Genomic DNA, 19,849 nt, shown 5'->3' with positions numbered 1-19,849 from the left:
ACTGGCTTATTATTCTTCAATGTCTGACTCCATTGTTCGTCGCAGTTTCAAACTGCGATGCCGTAGGATTGTAGCATTTTTAATGCGGCCTGTTATCTCAATTTTTTATGAATGAACATCTACATTTAGACAAGCTATTAATCAAAATACTCCAGGAACAGTTTGCAGCCTTCCCTTCTATCTTGATCTCAGCAACAACTATTGGTAATTCCTAAAAATAATGCATAAAGATTAATGTTAACCTGATCAATTGAAGTATTTTCGCTTACAATTCACAATATGAAAAAAGTATTATTTCTCTTTCTGATTTTGCAAATTCAAGCTCTGCCATCTCATTCTCAATTGCTGGAACAATTATTATTTAAAAAGCCAGAGAAACCTGAATGTCTTCAATATCAACTGCCAGTAATCCAAACACGTTATATTAATTCTAGTGAAGGTACTTTTAAATATAAATATAAGGGAGAAGAATTTTCTGGTGAGCTTGAGTCAAGTGCTGAAATCAGATCTGCTGCACAACCTAATTTATTCATTACTATTCAAAATGATAATGAAGGAAATCCATTTATGATTCAAATGGATAGCTTTGATCTAAACCAAAGATTGGTAAAAAAGACTTTGGAGTTTCCAAAAATGAAATTGATCAATGAATATAATACTTATTCCTATTTTACAGATGGAAAAATCTCAAGCGTCAGTCAAAGAAAATGCGCAAACTGTGAAGTTCAAATGAGCCTTGATATCTTAAAAAATGCAAGTGGTGAATATGAAAAAATATTATTCAAATATGCTTTGGGTGACTTCGACATTCATGTTAAAAAAACAGATAACAAGACTGAGTATTTACAATATTTAAAATTCTCAGATGAATTTAAGGAGGCAATGAAATTATCTGGAAAACCGATAAATGACGAAGGGACTTTAGATAGTAAAATTTATAAAATTGAAATGCAAGACTACGATAGCTTATTATTCTACTCCAAGCCTTTTGGCGGGAAGGGCATACAACTAACTAAGATAGAGCTTCTGTCAAAAGATGGAAAAATATTAGAGAGACTTGAATTTAATTCTGAACACGAATTATCCAATCATTTTGTTGTGAAATATAATTCTTCAGGCCAAACAATTGAAATTGAAAACAAATTAATGAATGTCACCTATAAATCAGAATTTCACAATAATGGACAATATAGTTTACAATATATCCTAAATGCCAGTATTCAGAAATTAGAATATGAATATAATGAACAAGGCATGGTAGTTAAATTGTTTGAATTTGAGTCTATTGAGAATCCACCAAGCTCTGTAGTTTTATTTCAATATTGAAGTCATCGACTGATTAAATCATTAGTTATAACAAGTTGCCCTTTATTTAAAGGTCAACTCCATGTTCGTCGCAGTTTCAAACTGCGATGCCGTAGGATTGTAGCATTTTTAATGGGGCCTGTTATCCACGAAAATCAAGAGTCGTATGTCCATTGATGAAACTCACAAATGCATGTTCAAACTCCATGCTTTATCATAAATAAAAATGGCAGGACCAATGCCTGCCATTCAAAATATTTTATTAGATAAAAATGAATCTATTTGAGTGCTTCTAATCTCGCTTTAGCCGCATTGGATTTTTCAAAATTACCCTTCTTTGCATAAATCTCTTTTAATGCGATCAAGGTATTTACATCCTTATTGTCTACCACATCAGCTCTTTCAAAATATGGCAGTGCCTTGTCAAAATAGGATTCCATTTCAGCCTTTTTCTCATTGTATTTGCGGGTACCATCTTTGGTATAATCATTGGCTAATTTATTGGCTTCTTTACTGATGATGGCAGCCTTGTTGTAATACAATGCACCAGAACTGTAAAGCGCCGTACCATTGTTTGGATCCTTGGCTAAAACTTGCGCATAATTTTTCAAACTTTCGTTAAAATATTCATCCGCTTTTCCCATGTCGCCTTTTTCCCATTCCTTCTGACACAAATTGTCGTACACATTACCAAGTGTGTTGTAGATGGATAGGTTATTTGGCTCCTTTTCGATGGCCATTTTCAATTTGCCGATCAGTTCATCGAGTTTTCCCAATTTCAGAAAATGGTTGATTTCAGCAAAAAGAAGATTGGTTTCTTCCGGATATTTAGTTCGCCCCTCAGCCAGATATTTTTCTGCTTTTGCATTGTCCTTTTTCTCATAAAGTTTATACAAACTTTCATAAACAACGGCTCCGGCTCCTGTGGAATCTGTATAATTGGCAGCGGCCAATTCTTCAAAATATGGAAGAGCGTCATCGTCCGCCTTAGCGCTCAAAGCACAGATCGCGGTAATATAGGTCTGACGATTTACATCGTCTTTGGATTGCAATATCGCTTTACCTCCAGCCTCTGTAATCAGTTTGTCCGCTTTTAAAACTCCGCCAAAATTCTTGTAGGCTCCGATAAAATCATTATTGTTATAGGCGTTGGATCCAAAATTATTTAAAAATTGGGAGGTCTCCTGCAAGCTGGCTATGACGTCTTTCTTTTCATAACCTTTCACCGCCAGGGACATGGCTTTGGTCAAAGATTCTAAAGCAATTACTGGTGCATTTGGATTGTCTAATTTTGCTTTTGCATTCAACACCAGCTTGGTATTCTCCATCCCGGCCACTTCGTTGTAAATATTTCCTCTGACCAGCCAGGTCTTGTACATTCCCGCAACTGCCTCATTGGTGTACACTCCATCTATGAGCTTTTTTGCTTCTTCTAATTTTTCTTTATTGCCTTTGGTATCCAGCAAATAAAGTCCCAACAATCGATCTGCTTTCTTAACATCTTTTTCCGGTTCCTGGGCGAAACTTAATCCGGATGTCAGCAAACTAAACAAGGTGAAAAGAATCAGGTTTTTCATTTTTGAATGATGTTTTAATTTTATGGATAAACTAAAAAAGATCAAATTTGATTTCATGTTGAACGAAATTTATCGTTAAGAAAATTATAATTTTATTCTTCAGAATCATCATCGGCCAAAGGCATTTCTGTAACATCAGGGAGTACCACTTCTTCATCTTCTTCGCGCTTTACAACGGCTACATCTCCTATCTCATCCGTTTCGTCCAGTCTGATCAGACGCACACCCTGAGTGGCCCTTCCCATGACCCTAAGGCTTTCTATACTCATTCTGATGGTCACGCCATTGGTTGTGGTGATCATCAGATCATCCGTATCATGCACTATCTTAATGGCCACTAATTGTCCCGTCTTGTCGGTAACCTGGAGCGTTTTAACTCCTTTTCCGCCACGATTGGTGATCCTGTAATCTTCCAATTCAGACCGCTTGCCATTGCCTTTTTCAGACACTACCAATATGCTGGTTGTTTTATCCTCGGGATCCACACAAACCATTCCGACCACCGCATCTCCATTGGCTTCATCCAGGCTGATGCCTCTAACCCCCGCAGCATTCCTGCCCATCGGACGAACAGTTGCTTCCGGGAATCGAATGGCACGTCCCATTTTATTGGCAATGATGATTTCATTTTTACCATTGGTCAGTTTAGCTTCCATCAGCTGATCTCCTTCATTGATGGAAATGGCGATGATTCCATTGGCCCGAGGCCTGCTGAAATCTTCCAGACTGCTTTTCTTGATGGTTCCTTTCCTGGTACATAACATGATGTAGTGAGAATTTAAAAACTCCTCATTGGAAAGATTATCCACATTGATATAAGCCCTGACTTTATCTTCCTTGGCTAAGGAAACAATATTCTGAATGGCCCTGCCCAAAGAAGTTTTGGCAGCCTCAGGAATTTCGTACACCCTCAACCAATAACATTTACCCATTTCTGTAAAGAGCAACAGGTAATTGTGGTTGGAGGCAATGAACATGTGTTCGATGAAATCCTCGTCCTTGGTTTTGCTTCCGGTGGAACCTCTTCCCCCTCTGGTTTGTGTGCGGTATTCAGAAGTTTTTGTTCGTTTGATGTAACCTTGATGAGAAATGGTAACTACCACCTCATCATTGGCTATCATGTCTTCCATGTTTATTTCACCCTCCGCCATCTGAATCTCGGTACGACGATCATCCCCAAATCGAGATTTGATGTCTGTGAGCTCGTCCACTATAATTTGCTTTCTCAATTCCTCACTTCCAAGGATCTCCTGAAGTCTGGCAATCTCTTTCATGAGTTCGTCATACTCTTCCTTGATCTTATCCCGCTCCAGTCCTGTTAGTTTCTGCAACCTCATGTCCAGGATGGCTTTCGCCTGAATCTCACTCAACTGAAAAGTATCCATCAATCCAGTCCTTGCATCATCCACCGTTCTTGAACCTCTGATTAATGCAATGACTTCATCCAGATGATCCAAGGCTATTAGTAAACCTTCGAGAATATGTGCTTTTTCCTGGGCCTGTCGAAGTTCGAATTGTGTCTTGCGCACGATTACTTCAAGGCGGAACTTTATGAATTCACGGATCAGATCTTTTAAGCCAAGGGTCATGGGTCTGCCACCAACCAGTGCTATATTGTTTATTCCGTAACTATTCTGCAACAAGGTATACTTGAATAAATTACTCAACACCACATTAGAAATCGCATCTTTCTTGATTTCAATGACGATTCTCATTCCATTCCTGTCGGACTCATCCCGTACATCATGAATGCCAGTAATCTTTTCCTCATTTACCAATTCTGCGATCTTCTCAATCAGATAAGCTTTATTAACCTGATATGGAATTTCTGTGATGATGATGGCCTCCCGGTTGTCATATTGTTCGATCTCTGCTCTTCCTCTGACCACCACTCGGCCGCGTCCTGTTTCATAAGCCTCCTTAATCCCGGCAACCCCATATATGATTCCTCCGGTAGGCATGTCTGGTGCAGGAATATGCTCCATCAATTCTTCCACCGAAATTTCAGGATTTGCCAAATATGCCATGGTGCCATCGCAAACCTCTCTTAAATTGTGCGGGAGCATGTTGGTGGCCATTCCGACCGCAATCCCGGATGATCCGTTTATCAACAGATTAGGAAGCCTTGCAGGCAATACGGTGGGTTCCTGAAGAGAATCATCGAAATTAAGCCTGAAATCAACCGTTTCTTTATCGATGTCTTCCAACAACTCATCGGCGATTCTATCCAGCCTCACCTCGGTATATCGCATTGCAGCCGGACTGTCGCCATCTACCGACCCAAAGTTACCCTGGCCATCAACCAGCGGATAACGCATGGACCAGGGCTGCGCCATTCTAACCATGGCATCATATACACTGGAATCTCCATGCGGGTGAAACTTACCCAAAACCTCCCCTACTATCCTGGCTGATTTTTTATAGGGTTTGTTATACCTCATGCCCAATTCATTCATCCCGTAAAGCACCCTTCGGTGTACAGGCTTCAAGCCATCCCGAACATCGGGTAAAGCTCTGGAGACGATTACAGACATGGAATAATCGATGTAGGATGTCTTCAATTGTTCCTCTATGTTAACCTGGATAATTTTATCAAATTCTGCCATTCCTGATGTTGGTTTATTTAAGGCTGCAAAGTTAATAAAATAAGGCCTATTTGTGAAAAAAACATAGCTTTTATTTACTATATAATATATTGTAATTCTTTATCTTAAATATATTATTTTTCATCATGTATAATCTGTTCATTTAAACTGAGTCCAGCCTTGTATCTTTGCGGGAAATCCATCATTTTTGGCAGAAACAAAACCATATACAGACCTGGAAGGAAGCAAGAAATCACAGGTCCGTCAAATGTTTAACCGCATCGCTCCGGTGTACGATTTTTTGAATGGCATACTTTCCTTAGGCATCGACAGAAGTTGGCGGAAAAAAGCAATTGCAGAATTGGCAGATGTTCCTGCCGGCGAGGAAGTGCTTGACGTGGCAACGGGGACCGCAGTCCTTGCCATTCAGGCTTATAAAAAATACCCCACCCTCAAATTCCGTGGCATGGACCTTTCTGAAGGGATGCTCGAATTGGGACGCAAACGTCTTCAGAAATTAAACCTTACAGAAAAAATTGAATTGGATCTGGGTGATTCGGAAAATTTGCCATACGATACCGGCCGTTTTTCAGCCGTCATGGCTGCTTTTGGCGTGCGCAATTTTGAAGATTTGGATAAAGGGCTGGCAGAGATGTATCGCGTTACCAAACCCGGTGGAAAAATAATCGTTCTTGAATTTTCAAAACCCAAGAGTTTTCCATTCAAACATTTGTTTCAACTATATTTCAAATACTTACTCCCCAATTTTGGCAAATTGGTCTCAAAAGATCCAAGAGCTTATCAATATTTATATGAATCTGTACAACAGTTTCCTGATTATGAGCGTTTTCTCGAGAGGCTGTCGCAAAGGGGATTTGTTCGCTGCGCACACCGTTCACTGACTTTAGGTATATGTTGCATTTACACCGGTATCAAACCATAGTTTTATTCGTTTTTACTATTACATGCCTCAGTTTGTCTGCACAAACCAGAGTGCGTAATTACAACTATGAGGGTTTTAAGAAAAAGTCCCATTATTTTGGCTTAACGCTTGCTTTGAACTCTTCAGGGTTTAAGGTAGAACATTCCAGAGCTCTGCGGCCGGAAGGCGCTTTCAAGGTCAATGAAGGAGTCGCTAGTCCTGGGCTTACGCTCAGCATGATCACTAATTTTAAAATTGGAGAATATTTTGATTATCGCCTCCTCCCATCCATTTCACTTTCTTACCGAAAATTAATCTATACCCCTACCAATGGTGGCCCTGTTCAGGAGGATTTGTTGGAATCGGTATTCGGTGAAATCCCTATGATTGTTCGCTTTACTTCCGCCCCTTATAAGGATGCAAGAGTTTTTATGCTCGCCGGAGTTAAATATTCCTATGATTTTGCCTCTAACAGTCGTTCAGATAAGAACCGTTTCGATTTAGTGAGAATATCCCCGCATGATTTTCAAATTGAAATTGGAGCCGGAATGCAATTCTTTCTACCCTATTTTATTTTTACACCGGAGATTAAGTTCTCCCATGGTTTGAACAATGTTTTGATTTACGACAACAAGCTGATTGAGTCTACCATCATCGACAAATTATTTTCAAGGACGCTTACGATTTCATTTCATTTCGAAGGTTAAGCCAACTCACCGCTTCTCTGCTGATGTCCTGATAAAAGCGCAGAAAAAGTGCATTCAATTTATCATGCTGGCTCTGGACGATCTCCAACGTATTTTCAAATTGCACATCAAACTTTGCCTTGCGGTTCATTCGATTCATTACATCCGCAAGTCCCTCCATGGATTTGTATTGGTCCAACCATGATCCCTGAATCATGCGATGCGTAATAGTTTGTGCAGGCTCCGGAAAATCCGCAGATTTCAATTTTAGCAAATGATATATTTTCTCTGCAAATACATCATAATCAAGGTCCATAAAAAGACTCCAATTGTAGTGCAGAAAATAATCCATCACAATGTCTGTTGCCACCGGTGCATATTTGTGCACAGCCGGTCTGAAAATGACATTTAATTCATCCACTGTAGCATGATGATCCGTATAGTTGTCAATCCACCGATGGAAGGAAATTCCGGGATGATATACGGGTAAAATATTTTTTTCATCCCGCTTTTGGATAAAATCTGCAAGGTAATTTCCTACCATTAGGTTTGGATGCGGATAAGCCAGAACGAGATGTGCGAGATAATTCATGTTAACAGAAGAATAATAACCGAGCCAAACAGGGCTTAAATAAAGGGAATTTCTACCTTTGCGCCTTTGTAAAAAATGATCATCATATGGGTTTACAATGCGGAATCGTAGGATTACCTAACGTAGGAAAATCAACCTTGTTCAATGCGCTCACCTCTGCGGGCGCTCTTGCAGCCAACTATCCTTTTGCCACCAAAGATCCTAATCTAGGTGTAATCACTGTAGCGGATCCAAGATTGGCTGAATTGGCCAGTTTAGTAAATCCACAAAAGTTGATCCCTACTACAGTCGATATCCTTGATATAGCAGGATTGATTAAAGGCGCTTCCAAAGGTGAAGGACTGGGCAATCAGTTTCTGGCAAATATCCGCGAAGTGGATGCAATCATTCATGTGGTGAGGGCTTTTGACAATGACAATGTAGTGCATGTGGATGGATCCGTGGACCCGGTAAGAGACAAGGAAGTGGTGGATACAGAACTTATTCTGAAAGATATAGAATCCCTGGAGAGAAGATTGGACAGATTACGCAAACAATCAAAATCAGGCGACAAGGAAGTATTGAGAGACATTGAAATCGGAGAAAAGTTATTGATTCATCTTAGCGATGGGAAAACTGCACGCGCTTTCGTCCACGATGAAGACAGCGCTCAATTCGTTAAATCAAGCCAGATCCTCACCGGCAAGCCGGTGCTTTATGTATGCAATGTGGACGAAGCCAGCATCCACACAGGCAATGCACACACTGCCCGCTTCATCGAAGCCATCAAATCAGAAAAAGCAGATGTACTCATTATCTCCGCAGGCATTGAAGCTGAAATCACTGAATTACCGGAAGAGGACAGAGCTGGTTTCTTTGCGGACCTGGGACTGACAGAGCCCGGCACTCATAAAATCACAAGAGCGGCCTATAATTTGCTGGAGTTAATAACCTATTTTACTGCCGGGGTTAAAGAAGTTCGTGCCTGGACTGTAAAGAAAGGCACTAAAGCACCCGGAGCAGCGGGAGTTATCCATTCAGATTTCGAAAAAGGCTTCATTCGAGCAGAAGTTATACATTATCACGACTACGTAAAATATAAATCAGAAGCGGCCATCAAAGCAGCCGGAAAAATGGCAACAGAAGGAAAGGAGTACGTCGTTCAGGATGGAGACGTGATGCATTTTCTTTTCAACGTGTAATCCAAAAAAGATTCAAACATTGCATCTATTTGCTTTCGTTTAATTTAGGGTAATAATCAATTTAGGTCTTAATAAAGACTTGAGTTGTACAGATTAAATTTAAAGCCCTGATTAGATCATCCCGGAAGTATCATTCAGATTTAAAAACCTACATTTTTTTTTCATTTTTATAAATGACCTGCGTCATTTAAATGGGTTAGAATGAATGGCAAATTGCTAAAAAATAAAAATGAAAATTTTTAATTTATGGTTATGGACGTTCGGCAGTCTTGCATTGTTAACATTGGGTTGTGCTAAAAAAACCGGTGAGGATGGTGCATGTGGAGGTGATAATTTACAGTGGGTTTCAACAATTTCTAAAACAAGTCCATATCACTATTACGTCAGCGGAGATCAACGTTTTTTTGTTTTTGAAGACTTGTTGACCCCGGAAAACATCTGTACTGAAGAACATGTCAATGTTTTGTATGAAGTAGATCGCTGCTGTGACGGGGATTCTACAGAAATCAAGATCACGGGAAAAGCATATTGGGGTTTGTATGCATCAGAACGACCATTGGTATGCAAACGAGCCAACGTTGGAGAGGAATTGGAGTGTTATGTCAATGATAATATTGGTTTAAAGCAAGCCTTTCCTGACCAACCGGGATGGATTGCACTTCAGCTTTTGGTTCAATTCCCTTCACGAGGTAGTTATGAAGCAGATTTCAATTACATGCTTTTAAAAATTTACAGTTTGGGAATAACGCTCCATTATTCGGAACATAAGTAGGAATGAAGATGGTATTTGATGATCCTTCAATTTATCACCTGAGGTCTAGGTTTTTGCTGATTAGTTCAGTCACCTTAATAAGTTCTAAGTCGAGATTTTGCTGCCAATCTTGCGGTTGATAAGTTAGGGGGTAGTCGGGCATTACACCGTGACCGGAATCTTTTAACCGAAGGCAGGAAGTAAGTTGATAGACATTTAAACCTACTCTCAATCCTGATTTTGAAAGTTCAATGTTACCGGATGCTAATCCCCTGCTGGCGAATTCACTTCCACCAGTTTCTTCACCAACCACCACAGCTTGTTTCTGATGCTTCAGATGACTGGTCACATAACTCGCCATGGAAAAGGTTCCCCCGTTGGTAAGCACAAAAATTTTTCCATCGTAATGATATTTATACTTTTTAAAAAAAGGAAAACTGTGATACCAGCCATGACGGCCGGGAAACTGAATTGGATTCAGACAAAATAAAAGTGGTGTGATCCGCTGTAAAAAACCTGCTTTAAATTTTGGATTAAATGGGCTAAGGCTGAGTCTTCTATGAAACGTAAAAAAATGAATAGGTTGATCTGTCAAATAAGACAGGAAATTATTTCCATAAAAAACATTTCCTCCTCCATTGCCTCTGAGGTCGATTACAAGATTCTCGCAATGGTCTGATTTTAATTTTTTAAAAATTTGACGATAAGTTTTTTTTTGGCCTTTCCCTACAAATCTATCCAGATCAATGAGATAAGTGTTGGGTAGATTTTCGACTTTTTCTAAACTGACGCCATCTCCTGAAATTATGTTATTGGAATTTGCCTGGTCCGGCTTCAGTTCATTCAGTGCTTGGGATTTTTTGGTATACAACACTGCCTCATAAATCAATCCTTCCTGATTTTTCAAAACCAAATTAAATTTCTCCTTTTGACCAACCAGATAGTACATAAAAACTGCAAAATTCTTTTCAGCACTGAATACTTTATGCGTTTGATTGTATCCATCTGACAAGGAAAGCTCTTTCATTAATTCAATCCATTCATTTGCCTGCCTTCCATCGATACTCAATATTTCATCCTTTGACTGAATGATGTTTAAACTGTCGTCGCAAGATGCAACAAACAAACGATCCTGAATAATCTTAACCCTTATGGGAATTAAAGGAATGGCTGGACCTTTGATAGCTGATTTTCTTCCTGAAACACTTATGTGACCACATCCAACTTTGGCTACCGTTCTCCGAACTATATTTCTAAATTCTCTCAAGGACATGGAATCTGTACACAAGTCTTTCATTAAAGCATAATGCATCTGCATCTGCTCTTTGTTGGCATAAGCATAGTAAGCAGGATGCCATTTTTTCATGTAGCGATTCAATTGATCCAAATCCTTATGCATTTCTTCTTTGGAAAGCAAGGGGATCTGTGCATTCAAATGTGCAGAAAAATACACTACAAAAAACAGAATGAAAAAAATCCACCAAATAATGGAGAATGTTCTGTGGTTATATTTTTTAAAGACAATCATTTGCAAGTAATTCTAAAATTAATTATCTATTCGATTGATCGAAATAGCCTTTGTTCTCCATTCTGCTGCTGAAAAAATTTAAGAAGATCACCACAAACAGAAAAAATATAATGGCCTGAATACTCACCAATAATTTTCCAATAAATGTAGTTGGCACAAAATCCCCAAAACCCATGGATGAACCTGTGGTGAAACTAAAATAAATGGCATCGTACCAGTGTACCAAAGGATGGTTCAGGTAGTCTCCGGAACCATAGATCACTGCAAAAGCAAACAGGATTTCAAGATAATTCAGAAAGACCAGGAGCATAGACCTTTGGTAAGATTTTGGTTTGGATAAGGTGTCTGAGGCAAAGATCAAAGTTGGCGCATGCAGTAAGGTTTCGGCAGTGAGCCAAATCTGGAGTGCAAGCAACCAATAGTTGTGCTGAAGTTGAAAATAAAGTAAAAATATTGGAAATGCCAACTTGAAGATAACAATCAAATCCACTGCAAGATCCTTATAATGAGTCCCGTACCTTTCGAGATAATGCTTGATGTAACTGGAAGGAAAAACAAATTGTGACGCAGCAAGGAATAAGCGGAAGATCTTTTCTAGGCCATAGTCATTGTGGTGCTCATTATGCCAAATGGCCCGGATGTTCTCCTTTCTTTTGTCTTTATGGAAGTCATTAGAGATGGTATTGGTCGCAGGATCGCCTAAAAAGAGCTTTTTTAGAAAATGCTTCATAAGGCAAACTTAGGAAAAAATTAGAACAGTCAGCCTAGAGTACTAAGATGAAGTCCTTGGTTACCTATTAAATTCAGTACACGGAAAGTCCTTTTAAAAAGTAAAACTGATAAAAATCTACCTCAAATCAATTTTTAAAACATTCACTGATGACAAAACTTTCCCATCTGCCAAATAAAAAAGCCTGTAAATACCACGTGGAATAAATTCTGTATTGATATTTGTCTGACCAGACTTTTGCACATTTATGTCAAATAACTTGTTGCCCTGTATGTTGAACAATTGCAGCTTATAAAACTTCGATTGCAAATCAGTTTCGTAATCCACTGTTAAATAATTATGAAAAGGATTTGGTGAGACGAGAAGTTTCCCTGACCTAGTGATTTCTTTTGTTGTGACCAATCCAATATAAGTTTCAGCGGCATTTGTTAAAACTGGAGTATTGTTATCAAAATAAATAGACGCTCTGTTCACAAGTACAAATGGCTTAGAACCTACTATAGGCTTAACTGAAAATTGAACAAATCCATGAGATGCTGGCTCATTTGTACTGCTATCTGGGAGTAAAATATTTTTAAATAAAATCTCCAAAATACCCATTTTTTTAACTTGCATAACATATGGATGACTAGCATGTACTACCCTTACAGTAGTAGGATCCAATTTTTTGGCCAAGGTATCTAGTATGGTGATGTCGAAGACAGTGTCAGTCTCAGTATTTTGAAATCTTATAGTATAGATTAGTTGACCAAAGTGGTCTGTCGATGGATTATAATTGGTCTTATCTACAAGCTTATCATTTGGATCATAATAGGTCACAATTTCGTCATTCCATATTGCTTGATTGTTGATAAGATCAGCATCATTCTTGCAATATACATCGGCTACTAAGCTAAAAGAAGAACCTACCTTGGCTGCTGAAGGTGTCCCGAGAGTAATGGTAAAAATCTTGGATTCTTTTATTCCTAACGTATCCAATATATCCCAAATCAACTGATTTCCTCCGAATACTGTTTGATAGTCTGGAGTGGATTCTATTATGTTCCATCCACTTGGAAATTTCAGAGACAATTTTGAATTTGGAACCAAAACATTACCTAAATTGGAAACTTGTATATTCACAATGGAGGAGTGGCCAGGACGTGAAAAAGTTGAACTTATTGCAACCTCCAGATCAATCCATGGTTTTTCCTGAATGGCAAAATCAAATTGGCCTAAAACCTGACCATATTCTTTTCCCACATTAATGAGGTGTTCTCCAGGCACAGAAAATGCAAAATTTGGATTAGGAACAGAAACTTTGATTGTGTTTATTGTATCTCTAGTCACAAGTAATATATAACCGGAATCTGAAGAAAAAGTAGCAAAGGATCCAGGATCTGAATTAAGCAAATAATTTTTCAAAATTTTATCATTCGAATTAAAAATCCCATCCACATTTGTATCTAAAAAAACACGACCAGTAACGTAAGTTGACTTTTTGCACCAAAGGCTGTCGTCATAGATGACTTTAAAATGAACAACGGAGTCAAAATTACAACATGTCTTAAAATCAGAAAATTCATGCCGATATTCACCTGTATAACAAACCAATTCTCCAAACCAATTATATGGCACTTCTTCACTGCAAATGAACCTTGGCGAACCTATTTTATCTGAACTCCTTCTTACTATAATAGTTTTGCAAATTGGGCCATACTGATTGCAAATAGAGTTGGATCTAGAATTACCAACAAAAGGAGTAACACACAGTTGAAAATCACCTTCTACAGGAAAATCCAAATTAACATTTCCTAAACTATTGCCAACTTTTCTACCATTCAAAGTCCAAATGTAATTGGGTTCACAATTTCCGAGCGGCACAACGACATATTTAACATCACATGCTCCTTCACAAAGATCACTTACCCCTAAAACATCACTAAATGAAGGAAATTCTGGAACTGCTCCGCCTGAGGTTGAAATTTTGAAATCACAAACATCCCCCGAACAACCGTCTACAAAGAGATAATAAGTTTTACAAGCTGTAAGATTCCCAGACAAGGTAAAAGAACCAGGACCGTTACAGTTAGCATTACAAACTATAGATTCGTTACACTCACAATCACCCCAAATACCCATTTGAACTCCAGTCCCATTAACAGAACAGTTAGAAAAAGTCATCGTGATGGAAACTGGTCCTCCGTCACATATAAATGCCCACCAGCCAGTGTTATGGGCTCCTCCACCGGAAGGACATAGAGGAGTACAGCCAGTAGGATTGCTATAGTTTGTATTCTGGCATGAATACCCATTTAGCTCATCTAATGAACAGAAAGCAATGGCCTTTTCACAGACATCCGCTGAAGGGGGAGTGCATTGTCCAGTGTTTTTTACAGGGGTAAATAAAAGAAAAAGCAAATAAGAAAGTGTAATAAATTTTAGGTTCATCATATTGGTATTTTTTATGATTTTCTAAATAAACCGGGCAACCACACCATTATCCATGTACAAAACATCTTGCCCGATGACAAAGACACTCAGAACAAATTGTTCACTTGGAGGAACCAACCCATAAGGTTTATTAAATTAAAATTAATATTTTTTTTGAAATAAAATTCAAATAAACATATTTTGACTTTATTTTTCCATAAAAAGCCACAATCTTGATTAGTTCCAATCAATTTGGGAAGTTCAATTTTAAGAATTAAACAGTTGAATTGCCATCAATTCATCCTGATCATTAAGGATTCCAGGCAGGTTCAAAGGTTTATATAGGCTTCTGAAAAATCGGGTACCCTTTCTAAAAAATACATCTTCCTAACCCTTTCAAACACTTTTTATAAATGATTATATCCTTTCAAAAATAAGGAGTTTAAATCACTAGATGTATATAACTTTAATCTTAGCTAACAAATATTAATCTACTTTAAAACTTAAAATTATTTAATATAGGACTGTTTATAAATATAATACCTATGGCATTTTCATAATATTCATTGAAGAAAGCAACTTTCCATCCGCCAAATAAAATATCCTATAAATTCCAGGAGAAAATCCATGTGAATTTATTTGTATTTGACCTGAGTTTTCTGCCTTTGTATCCAATACCTGCTGACCCTGTAGGTTAATAATTTTCAATCGGTAATCTCTTGAATTTCCGGGTGATTCAAATTCCACCAAGATTTGATGATTAAATGGATTGGGTGTTACCCTTAGACTTCCATGTTTTACAGGTAATGTGGTATTCACCAAACCAACATAGGTTGAGGCCGTGTTTGTAATCACCGGAGCGTTAAAATCAAAATAAATGGACGCCCTGTTGTTGATATAAAACGTATCAGAAACAGTCTTTGGTTTGATAACAAGCTGGACAAATCCATGAGAAGCAATTTCGTTGGTGCTGCTATCGGGAAGTAAAATATTTTCAAAAAAGATTTCTAAAAAACCAAGTTTTTTCATGATCAATTTATAAGGGTGACTAGCCTGGACGATCCTTACACTTTCGGCTAGAAGTGATTTAGAAAGTGTATCTCTGATGGCAACGTCAAAAGCGGTGTCTGTACCGGTATTTTGAAATCTTATGGTATAAACGAGTTCCTTATTTTGGCCTTCAGCAGGATAGTATTTTGCCCTGTCTACCAGCTTATCATTTGGATCATAAGAGGCAACAATTTCACCATTCCATATGGCTTGATTGTTGAGTGAATCTGCGTCATTCAAACATTCAACATCTGCTTTTAGCGTAAAAGGAGTTTTAATTTTAGCAGTGGATGGTGGCTCGAGTTCTATTTTGATATTTTTAGAACTATTAATAGCAATGGTGTCTTTAAATTCCCACAACAATTGGCTTCCTCCAATAATGTTCAAATAATTTGGAGCGGATTTGATCACCTTCCAACCATTAGGAAATTGGAATGATAATTTAGAATTTACTATCTCAACATTTCCGACATTGTTTATTTGTAAATTGACCGTCGTAGTGCGTCCAGGACGGGCAATGGATGAACTCATCACTATTTCCAAATCGGTCCATGGATTTCCTTGAATCGCAAAGTCAAATTGTCCCGGGAAGCCTCCGATAACATTTCCAACATTAATTGTAAACTGACTTGGAATTGAAAATTCAAATTTTGGATTCCGAACGGATACTAGAATTGTGTTAACCGTGTTATTGGTAACAGGTAATTTGTATCCCGTTGCATCTGAAAAGCTTGCAAAGTTTCCCGGCAAGGAACTGAGCAAGTAATTTTTCAAAATGATATCCGCAGCATTAAAAATCCCATCCAGATTTCTGTCTAAAAACACACGACCATTTATAAAACTACGGCCTTGACATAATAAACTGTCCATGTGGACGATGTTAAAAAACACAATGGAATCGAACACGCAGCAAGTCTTAATGTCTTTAAATTCATGACTGTACCCTCCGGAGACACTGATTAATTCTCCATGCCAATTAAAGGGTATTTCGTCGCTGCAGAGGATTCTTGATGTTCCAAAGAATTGTGGTCTGGTGCGTACTTTTACAACAATACATTTTGGACCGGACTGATCACATAATGAACCTGATTGAGGATTGCCGATGTAGGAATTTGCGCAAAGTGTAAAATCGCCTTCATCTGGAAAATCTAGGGTAATTTCATTTAGTTCCTGTTCGATTTCTACACCATCTATGGTCCAAGTATATCCCGAGATGCAACTACCCATTGGAACTGAATATTTAACATTGCAAGCCCCAACACAGACATCACGAAGACCCATAATATTTCCTAATGGTGGCAACTTTGGAGCAGCCCCAACAGACGTTGTCAAAGTAAAATCACAAACATCCCCTGAGCAACCATCAACAAATAAGTAGTAAGTTTTGCATCGCTTCAAATTGCCGGTTAGGGTGTATGTACCAGGGCCGTTGCAATCAGAATTACAGACTATAGATTCTCCACATGCGCAATCTCCCCAGATACCCATCTGTACACCCGTTCCATTTACTGAACAGTTGCTCAGTGTTATGGTAATGGTAAGCGGTCCTCCATCACAAACAAACGCCCACCAGCTCGCATTATAGGATGTTCCACCAGATGGACACAAAGGAGAGCAGCCGGTAGGATTAGAATAAGAGGGATTTCTGCAACTGTAGCCATTTACTTCATCGAGAGAACAGAGAACATTGGCTTCATTACAATTATCGGCTGAAGGAGGAACGCACTGGCTAAAACTTAAACTTGAATTTAAAAGCATAAAACCAAGGCACTGCAAAAAGAAAACGGGAAACCTGCTCATGTTGTTGAATATTTGAAGAGTCAAGAATGATTGATTGCCCTTCTAAGACAAGACACAAGGACATTTGCATGTGCTGCCTGGAGATTCAAAATAACATTTGCCCCTCAACTGGTTAAGTGTTCACATTTGTGGTTTTAACCAAAACGTGGCCTTAAAATGTAATTGCAAAAATGAAACGGAGCAATTAATTAAGGAAGTCAAAATCCATTTTGGAAATAATAAAACTACGGAAGTAGCGTTAAACGCAACCATTCCGTGAATCTATTCCGATTTTAAAATAGGAACAGACACCTCAATTAATTTTTGTGGAGCTGCGGGGATGAAAATTCAAAGGCTTCTGAATTTTCATGCTGACCGGAGCGTCTGCATAACGACGCACTCTTCTCGTGGTCGCCATGCCGACTAATAGTCGGCAGTCGAATTTATAAGTTTTGTGGAGCTGCGGGGAGTCGAACCCCGGTCCAGAGAAAGAACCCATTAACTTTCTACATGCTTAGTTTCCTATTCGGTTGTCGGCGAAGGAGTAGGTTAAGAAACCACCTTTCCAAAGCGTATTCCCTTAATCTTGTCTCTTACCCGGGACTTGCAAGCGACCAGTCTGAAAAGGTTTGATGCGCGACAGGAGCTTATCAGACTTCAGCTCCATTGCACAGAAGCAAATTAATTCCTAGAATTAAGCTGCAACGGCAAAAGTTGTATTGCCATTTGTGGTTTGATAATCGTTTTTTACGTAGCGTACTATCATCCTACGGCATGCTTACTAACCAATCACATTTCCTGTCGATTCCAGTCAGCCCCTTATACTTTTACAAGTAACCCAATAACTGCAAATTGGCCTGGTTTAGTTCCCGTTTTTATGAAAACCTGATAAATTTATTTTCATTGCTTTTATCCGGAATTTGACAATGCGCATTCTTCCGAAAAATCCTTAACCGATTCCTGGCAATCATGCGATATCCCCAATCGGCAAGACCCTTGGGCAGAATGAGGACCATCCTTCCCATTATCTTCCACAATCCCCCTATTTCATTCAGTGCCATTGCAACCGCCCGGCTGTAAACATAAATCTTGCCTTGGTGCAGGCCAACCAGCGTATCCATCGTATGGAGGTTTTCACTTTCTAAAAATGTCCTCAACCGGGCTTCCTGTAAACTCGCAAAACGAAGTTTGTCTTTATGGTCTCTGGCCATCAGAAATCTTACAGATCTTATGCAAAGTGGACAGTTTCCATCATAAAGGAGCAACATTTTATTGGTAGGAATAAAGTCGGGCCACATGCTTTTAGAACAAGAACTTTATAATTAAGTTTCTTAAATAAAAAATGCAGCAGCTATATTTGGCAAAAATTGAAAACATGGACTTCAACCAAGCTTTTGAAACCACCGCTGAGCGGTTTATCCGATATGCGAAGATAGACACACAGGCAGATCCGGCATCCTCCACCAGCCCATCGAGTGCCAAACAAAAAAATCTATCCCAATTGTTGTTTCAGGAGTTAAGCACTGCCGGAATCCAAGCGGAAACGGATGAATTTGGGTACGTTTATGCACGAATCCCAGCCAACACAACCACACCCCGGCCTAAAATATTTTTTTGCGCGCACGTAGATACTGCTCCGGATTGCAGCGGAACGGATGTAAAACCCATTCACCATAAAAAATATAACGGAGCGGACATTGTCTTGCCTGACGACCCCACGGTAATTATCAGTCCGAATGATTTTCCTGACCTCCTGCAAAAGATCGGACTGGATTTAATCACCGCTTCCGGCCATACGCTGCTTGGAGCAGATGACAAGGCTGGAGTAACCTCTATCATGGAAGCTGCATTGTTTTTAAAGAATCACCCAGAAATTGAACACGGAGAAATGGTTATTTTCTTTACCACCGATGAGGAAATTGGACATGGAGTCGATCATGTGAACAAACAAAAACTGGGTGCTGATTTTGGGTATACCCTGGATGGCGGACCAATCGGAAGTCTGGAGGATGAAACCTTTTCGGCAGATGCCTGTACCATAAAAATAAAAGGAGTCTCTACACATCCCGGCTATGCCAAAGGCAAGATGGAAAATGCCATAAAAATTGCAGGTGAGATCCTTGCAGCTTTACCTAAGAATCGTATGTCTCCTGAATCCACTAACGACTATGAAGGATTTGTCCATCCCACCAGACTCGAAGGCAATCTGGAGCATGCTGAAATTGATTTTATCATACGTGATTTTGTGACGGCCAAATTAGATGACCATGTTGCTGAACTAAGTTCCATTTGTCAACAAGTGATGAAATCCTTTCCAAATTCAGACTTTGAGATAAGCCGTAAGGAACAATACCGAAACATGAAGGAAGTGCTGGACCGGCATCCGGAAGTATGCAAAAGGGCGGAAGATGCGATTCTAGCATCCGGACTAAAACTTATAAAAGGTCACATTCGTGGTGGAACAGATGGCAGCCGGCTTTCCTTTATGGGTTTGCCATGTCCCAATTTATTTGCCGGAGAATACGGTATCCACTCCAAGAAAGAATGGGTCTGTGTTCAGGATATGCAAAAAGCTTCTGAGGTCATCATCAGAATAGTCAGTGCCTGAAACAAATTGTGCAACCAAATAAAATAAATACCCCCGAAACTAAAAGGTCAAGTCAAAAATTTGGGGAGAAGCCAGTTTTGCGGACCCCGTTATTCACTAAAGTTGTCCTGAATTCCATCCTGGTTTCATTGTTCTTTTTTGTC

At 39.0% G+C, this 19,849-nt stretch carries 14 protein-coding genes and 1 other RNA gene; 6 read left to right on the top strand and 9 right to left on the bottom strand.

Features of this window, described 5'->3' with window-relative positions; genetic code table 11:
• The first annotated feature begins 279 nt into the window (after positions 1-279).
• Positions 280-1,326: a hypothetical protein gene (locus IPJ83_10825; protein ID MBK7881035.1), complete on the top strand. Its 1,047-nt coding sequence runs from the start codon at positions 280-282 to the stop codon at positions 1,324-1,326.
• 257 nt (positions 1,327-1,583) lie between these two features.
• Here the strand turns inward: IPJ83_10825 and IPJ83_10820 are convergent, their stop codons facing one another.
• Complete coding sequence (locus IPJ83_10820; protein MBK7881034.1) at positions 1,584-2,882, bottom strand: hypothetical protein; 1,299 nt, start codon at positions 2,880-2,882, stop codon at positions 1,584-1,586.
• Positions 2,883-2,974: 92 nt separating this feature from the next.
• Positions 2,975-5,488 carry a DNA gyrase subunit A gene (gene gyrA, locus IPJ83_10815; protein MBK7881033.1) on the bottom strand — a complete coding sequence of 838 codons (2,514 nt, stop codon included), beginning with the start codon at positions 5,486-5,488 and terminating at the stop codon, positions 2,975-2,977.
• A 187-nt stretch (positions 5,489-5,675) separates the two neighbouring features.
• Here gyrA and ubiE point away from each other — a divergent pair, with 187 nt between their 5' ends.
• Both ubiE and IPJ83_10805 read left to right on the top strand, forming a co-directional pair.
• The gene (gene ubiE / locus IPJ83_10810; GenBank protein ID MBK7881032.1) at positions 5,676-6,410 is read left to right on the top strand and encodes a bifunctional demethylmenaquinone methyltransferase/2-methoxy-6-polyprenyl-1,4-benzoquinol methylase UbiE; all 735 of its coding nucleotides are present in this window, start codon (positions 5,676-5,678) and stop codon (positions 6,408-6,410) included.
• A gap of 32 nt (positions 6,411-6,442) precedes the next feature.
• Positions 6,443-7,096 (top strand): outer membrane beta-barrel protein, encoded by a 654-nt coding sequence (locus tag IPJ83_10805; GenBank protein ID MBK7881031.1) that lies wholly within the window; start codon positions 6,443-6,445, stop codon positions 7,094-7,096.
• Here the strand turns inward: IPJ83_10805 and IPJ83_10800 are convergent.
• A complete protein-coding gene (locus IPJ83_10800) occupies positions 7,068-7,667 on the bottom strand; it encodes a DUF479 domain-containing protein (GenBank protein MBK7881030.1) in 600 nt (199 codons plus the stop codon). The two genes, IPJ83_10805 and IPJ83_10800, sit on opposite strands and share 29 nt — an antisense overlap.
• Before the next feature lie 86 nt (positions 7,668-7,753).
• On the opposite strand from IPJ83_10800, the gene ychF reads away from it, so the two are divergent.
• Together ychF and IPJ83_10790 are read left to right on the top strand one after the other, a co-directional pair.
• Complete coding sequence (gene ychF / locus IPJ83_10795) at positions 7,754-8,848, top strand: redox-regulated ATPase YchF (protein ID MBK7881029.1); 1,095 nt, start codon at positions 7,754-7,756, stop codon at positions 8,846-8,848.
• Positions 8,849-9,077: 229 nt separating this feature from the next.
• Positions 9,078-9,620, top strand: a complete 543-nt coding sequence (locus IPJ83_10790; GenBank protein MBK7881028.1) for a hypothetical protein — start codon at positions 9,078-9,080, stop codon at positions 9,618-9,620.
• 34 nt (positions 9,621-9,654) lie between these two features.
• Here the strand turns inward: IPJ83_10790 and IPJ83_10785 are convergent, their stop codons facing one another.
• The 6 genes from IPJ83_10785 to IPJ83_10760 all read right to left on the bottom strand — a co-directional run bounded on the left by IPJ83_10785 (position 9,655) and on the right by IPJ83_10760 (position 18,396).
• Positions 9,655-11,127 carry a hypothetical protein gene (locus IPJ83_10785; GenBank protein MBK7881027.1) on the bottom strand — a complete coding sequence of 491 codons (1,473 nt, stop codon included), beginning with the start codon at positions 11,125-11,127 and terminating at the stop codon, positions 9,655-9,657.
• 22 nt (positions 11,128-11,149) lie between these two features.
• A complete protein-coding gene (locus tag IPJ83_10780) occupies positions 11,150-11,857 on the bottom strand; it encodes a two pore domain potassium channel family protein (protein MBK7881026.1) in 708 nt (235 codons plus the stop codon).
• Between the two features lie 117 nt (positions 11,858-11,974).
• Positions 11,975-14,290 carry a hypothetical protein gene (locus IPJ83_10775; GenBank protein ID MBK7881025.1) on the bottom strand — a complete coding sequence of 772 codons (2,316 nt, stop codon included), beginning with the start codon at positions 14,288-14,290 and terminating at the stop codon, positions 11,975-11,977.
• Positions 14,291-14,812: 522 nt separating this feature from the next.
• Entirely contained in the window at positions 14,813-17,119 is a 2,307-nt protein-coding gene (locus tag IPJ83_10770) for a T9SS type A sorting domain-containing protein (GenBank protein MBK7881024.1), read from the bottom strand.
• Positions 17,120-17,550: 431 nt separating this feature from the next.
• Positions 17,551-17,917, bottom strand: a transfer-messenger RNA (tmRNA) gene (ssrA, locus tag IPJ83_10765).
• Positions 17,918-17,973: 56 nt separating this feature from the next.
• Positions 17,974-18,396, bottom strand: coding sequence for a DUF393 domain-containing protein (locus IPJ83_10760; protein ID MBK7881023.1), 423 nt, complete (start codon positions 18,394-18,396; stop codon positions 17,974-17,976).
• Between the two features lie 77 nt (positions 18,397-18,473).
• Here IPJ83_10760 and pepT point away from each other — a divergent pair, with 77 nt between their 5' ends.
• Positions 18,474-19,706: a peptidase T gene (gene pepT, locus IPJ83_10755; GenBank protein MBK7881022.1), complete on the top strand. Its 1,233-nt coding sequence runs from the start codon at positions 18,474-18,476 to the stop codon at positions 19,704-19,706.
• Positions 19,707-19,849 lie beyond the last annotated feature (143 nt).

It is taken from the genome of Candidatus Vicinibacter proximus (assembly GCA_016713905.1).
GTDB lineage: Bacteria > Bacteroidota > Bacteroidia > Chitinophagales > Saprospiraceae > Vicinibacter > Vicinibacter proximus.
The sequence above is the reverse complement of the archived record's forward strand: the minus strand, read 5'-3'. Positions and strand labels throughout refer to the sequence as shown.

What these genes read in the sequence shown, in the direction of transcription:
- IPJ83_10780 (MBK7881026.1), bottom strand. Translation starts at nt 11,857, where the DNA reads ATGAAGCATTTTCTAAAAAAGCTCTTTTTAGGCGATCCTGCGACCAAT.
- IPJ83_10790 (MBK7881028.1), top strand. Translation starts at nt 9,078, where the DNA reads ATGAAAATTTTTAATTTATGGTTATGGACGTTCGGCAGTCTTGCATTG.
- IPJ83_10770 (MBK7881024.1), bottom strand. Translation starts at nt 17,119, where the DNA reads ATGAGCAGGTTTCCCGTTTTCTTTTTGCAGTGCCTTGGTTTTATGCTT.
- IPJ83_10775 (MBK7881025.1), bottom strand. Translation starts at nt 14,290, where the DNA reads ATGATGAACCTAAAATTTATTACACTTTCTTATTTGCTTTTTCTTTTA.
- gyrA (MBK7881033.1), bottom strand. Translation starts at nt 5,488, where the DNA reads ATGGCAGAATTTGATAAAATTATCCAGGTTAACATAGAGGAACAATTG.
- IPJ83_10785 (MBK7881027.1), bottom strand. Translation starts at nt 11,127, where the DNA reads ATGATTGTCTTTAAAAAATATAACCACAGAACATTCTCCATTATTTGG.
- IPJ83_10820 (MBK7881034.1), bottom strand. Translation starts at nt 2,882, where the DNA reads ATGAAAAACCTGATTCTTTTCACCTTGTTTAGTTTGCTGACATCCGGA.
- ychF (MBK7881029.1), top strand. Translation starts at nt 7,754, where the DNA reads ATGGGTTTACAATGCGGAATCGTAGGATTACCTAACGTAGGAAAATCA.
- IPJ83_10825 (MBK7881035.1), top strand. Translation starts at nt 280, where the DNA reads ATGAAAAAAGTATTATTTCTCTTTCTGATTTTGCAAATTCAAGCTCTG.
- IPJ83_10800 (MBK7881030.1), bottom strand. Translation starts at nt 7,667, where the DNA reads ATGAATTATCTCGCACATCTCGTTCTGGCTTATCCGCATCCAAACCTA.
- IPJ83_10760 (MBK7881023.1), bottom strand. Translation starts at nt 18,396, where the DNA reads ATGTGGCCCGACTTTATTCCTACCAATAAAATGTTGCTCCTTTATGAT.
- pepT (MBK7881022.1), top strand. Translation starts at nt 18,474, where the DNA reads ATGGACTTCAACCAAGCTTTTGAAACCACCGCTGAGCGGTTTATCCGA.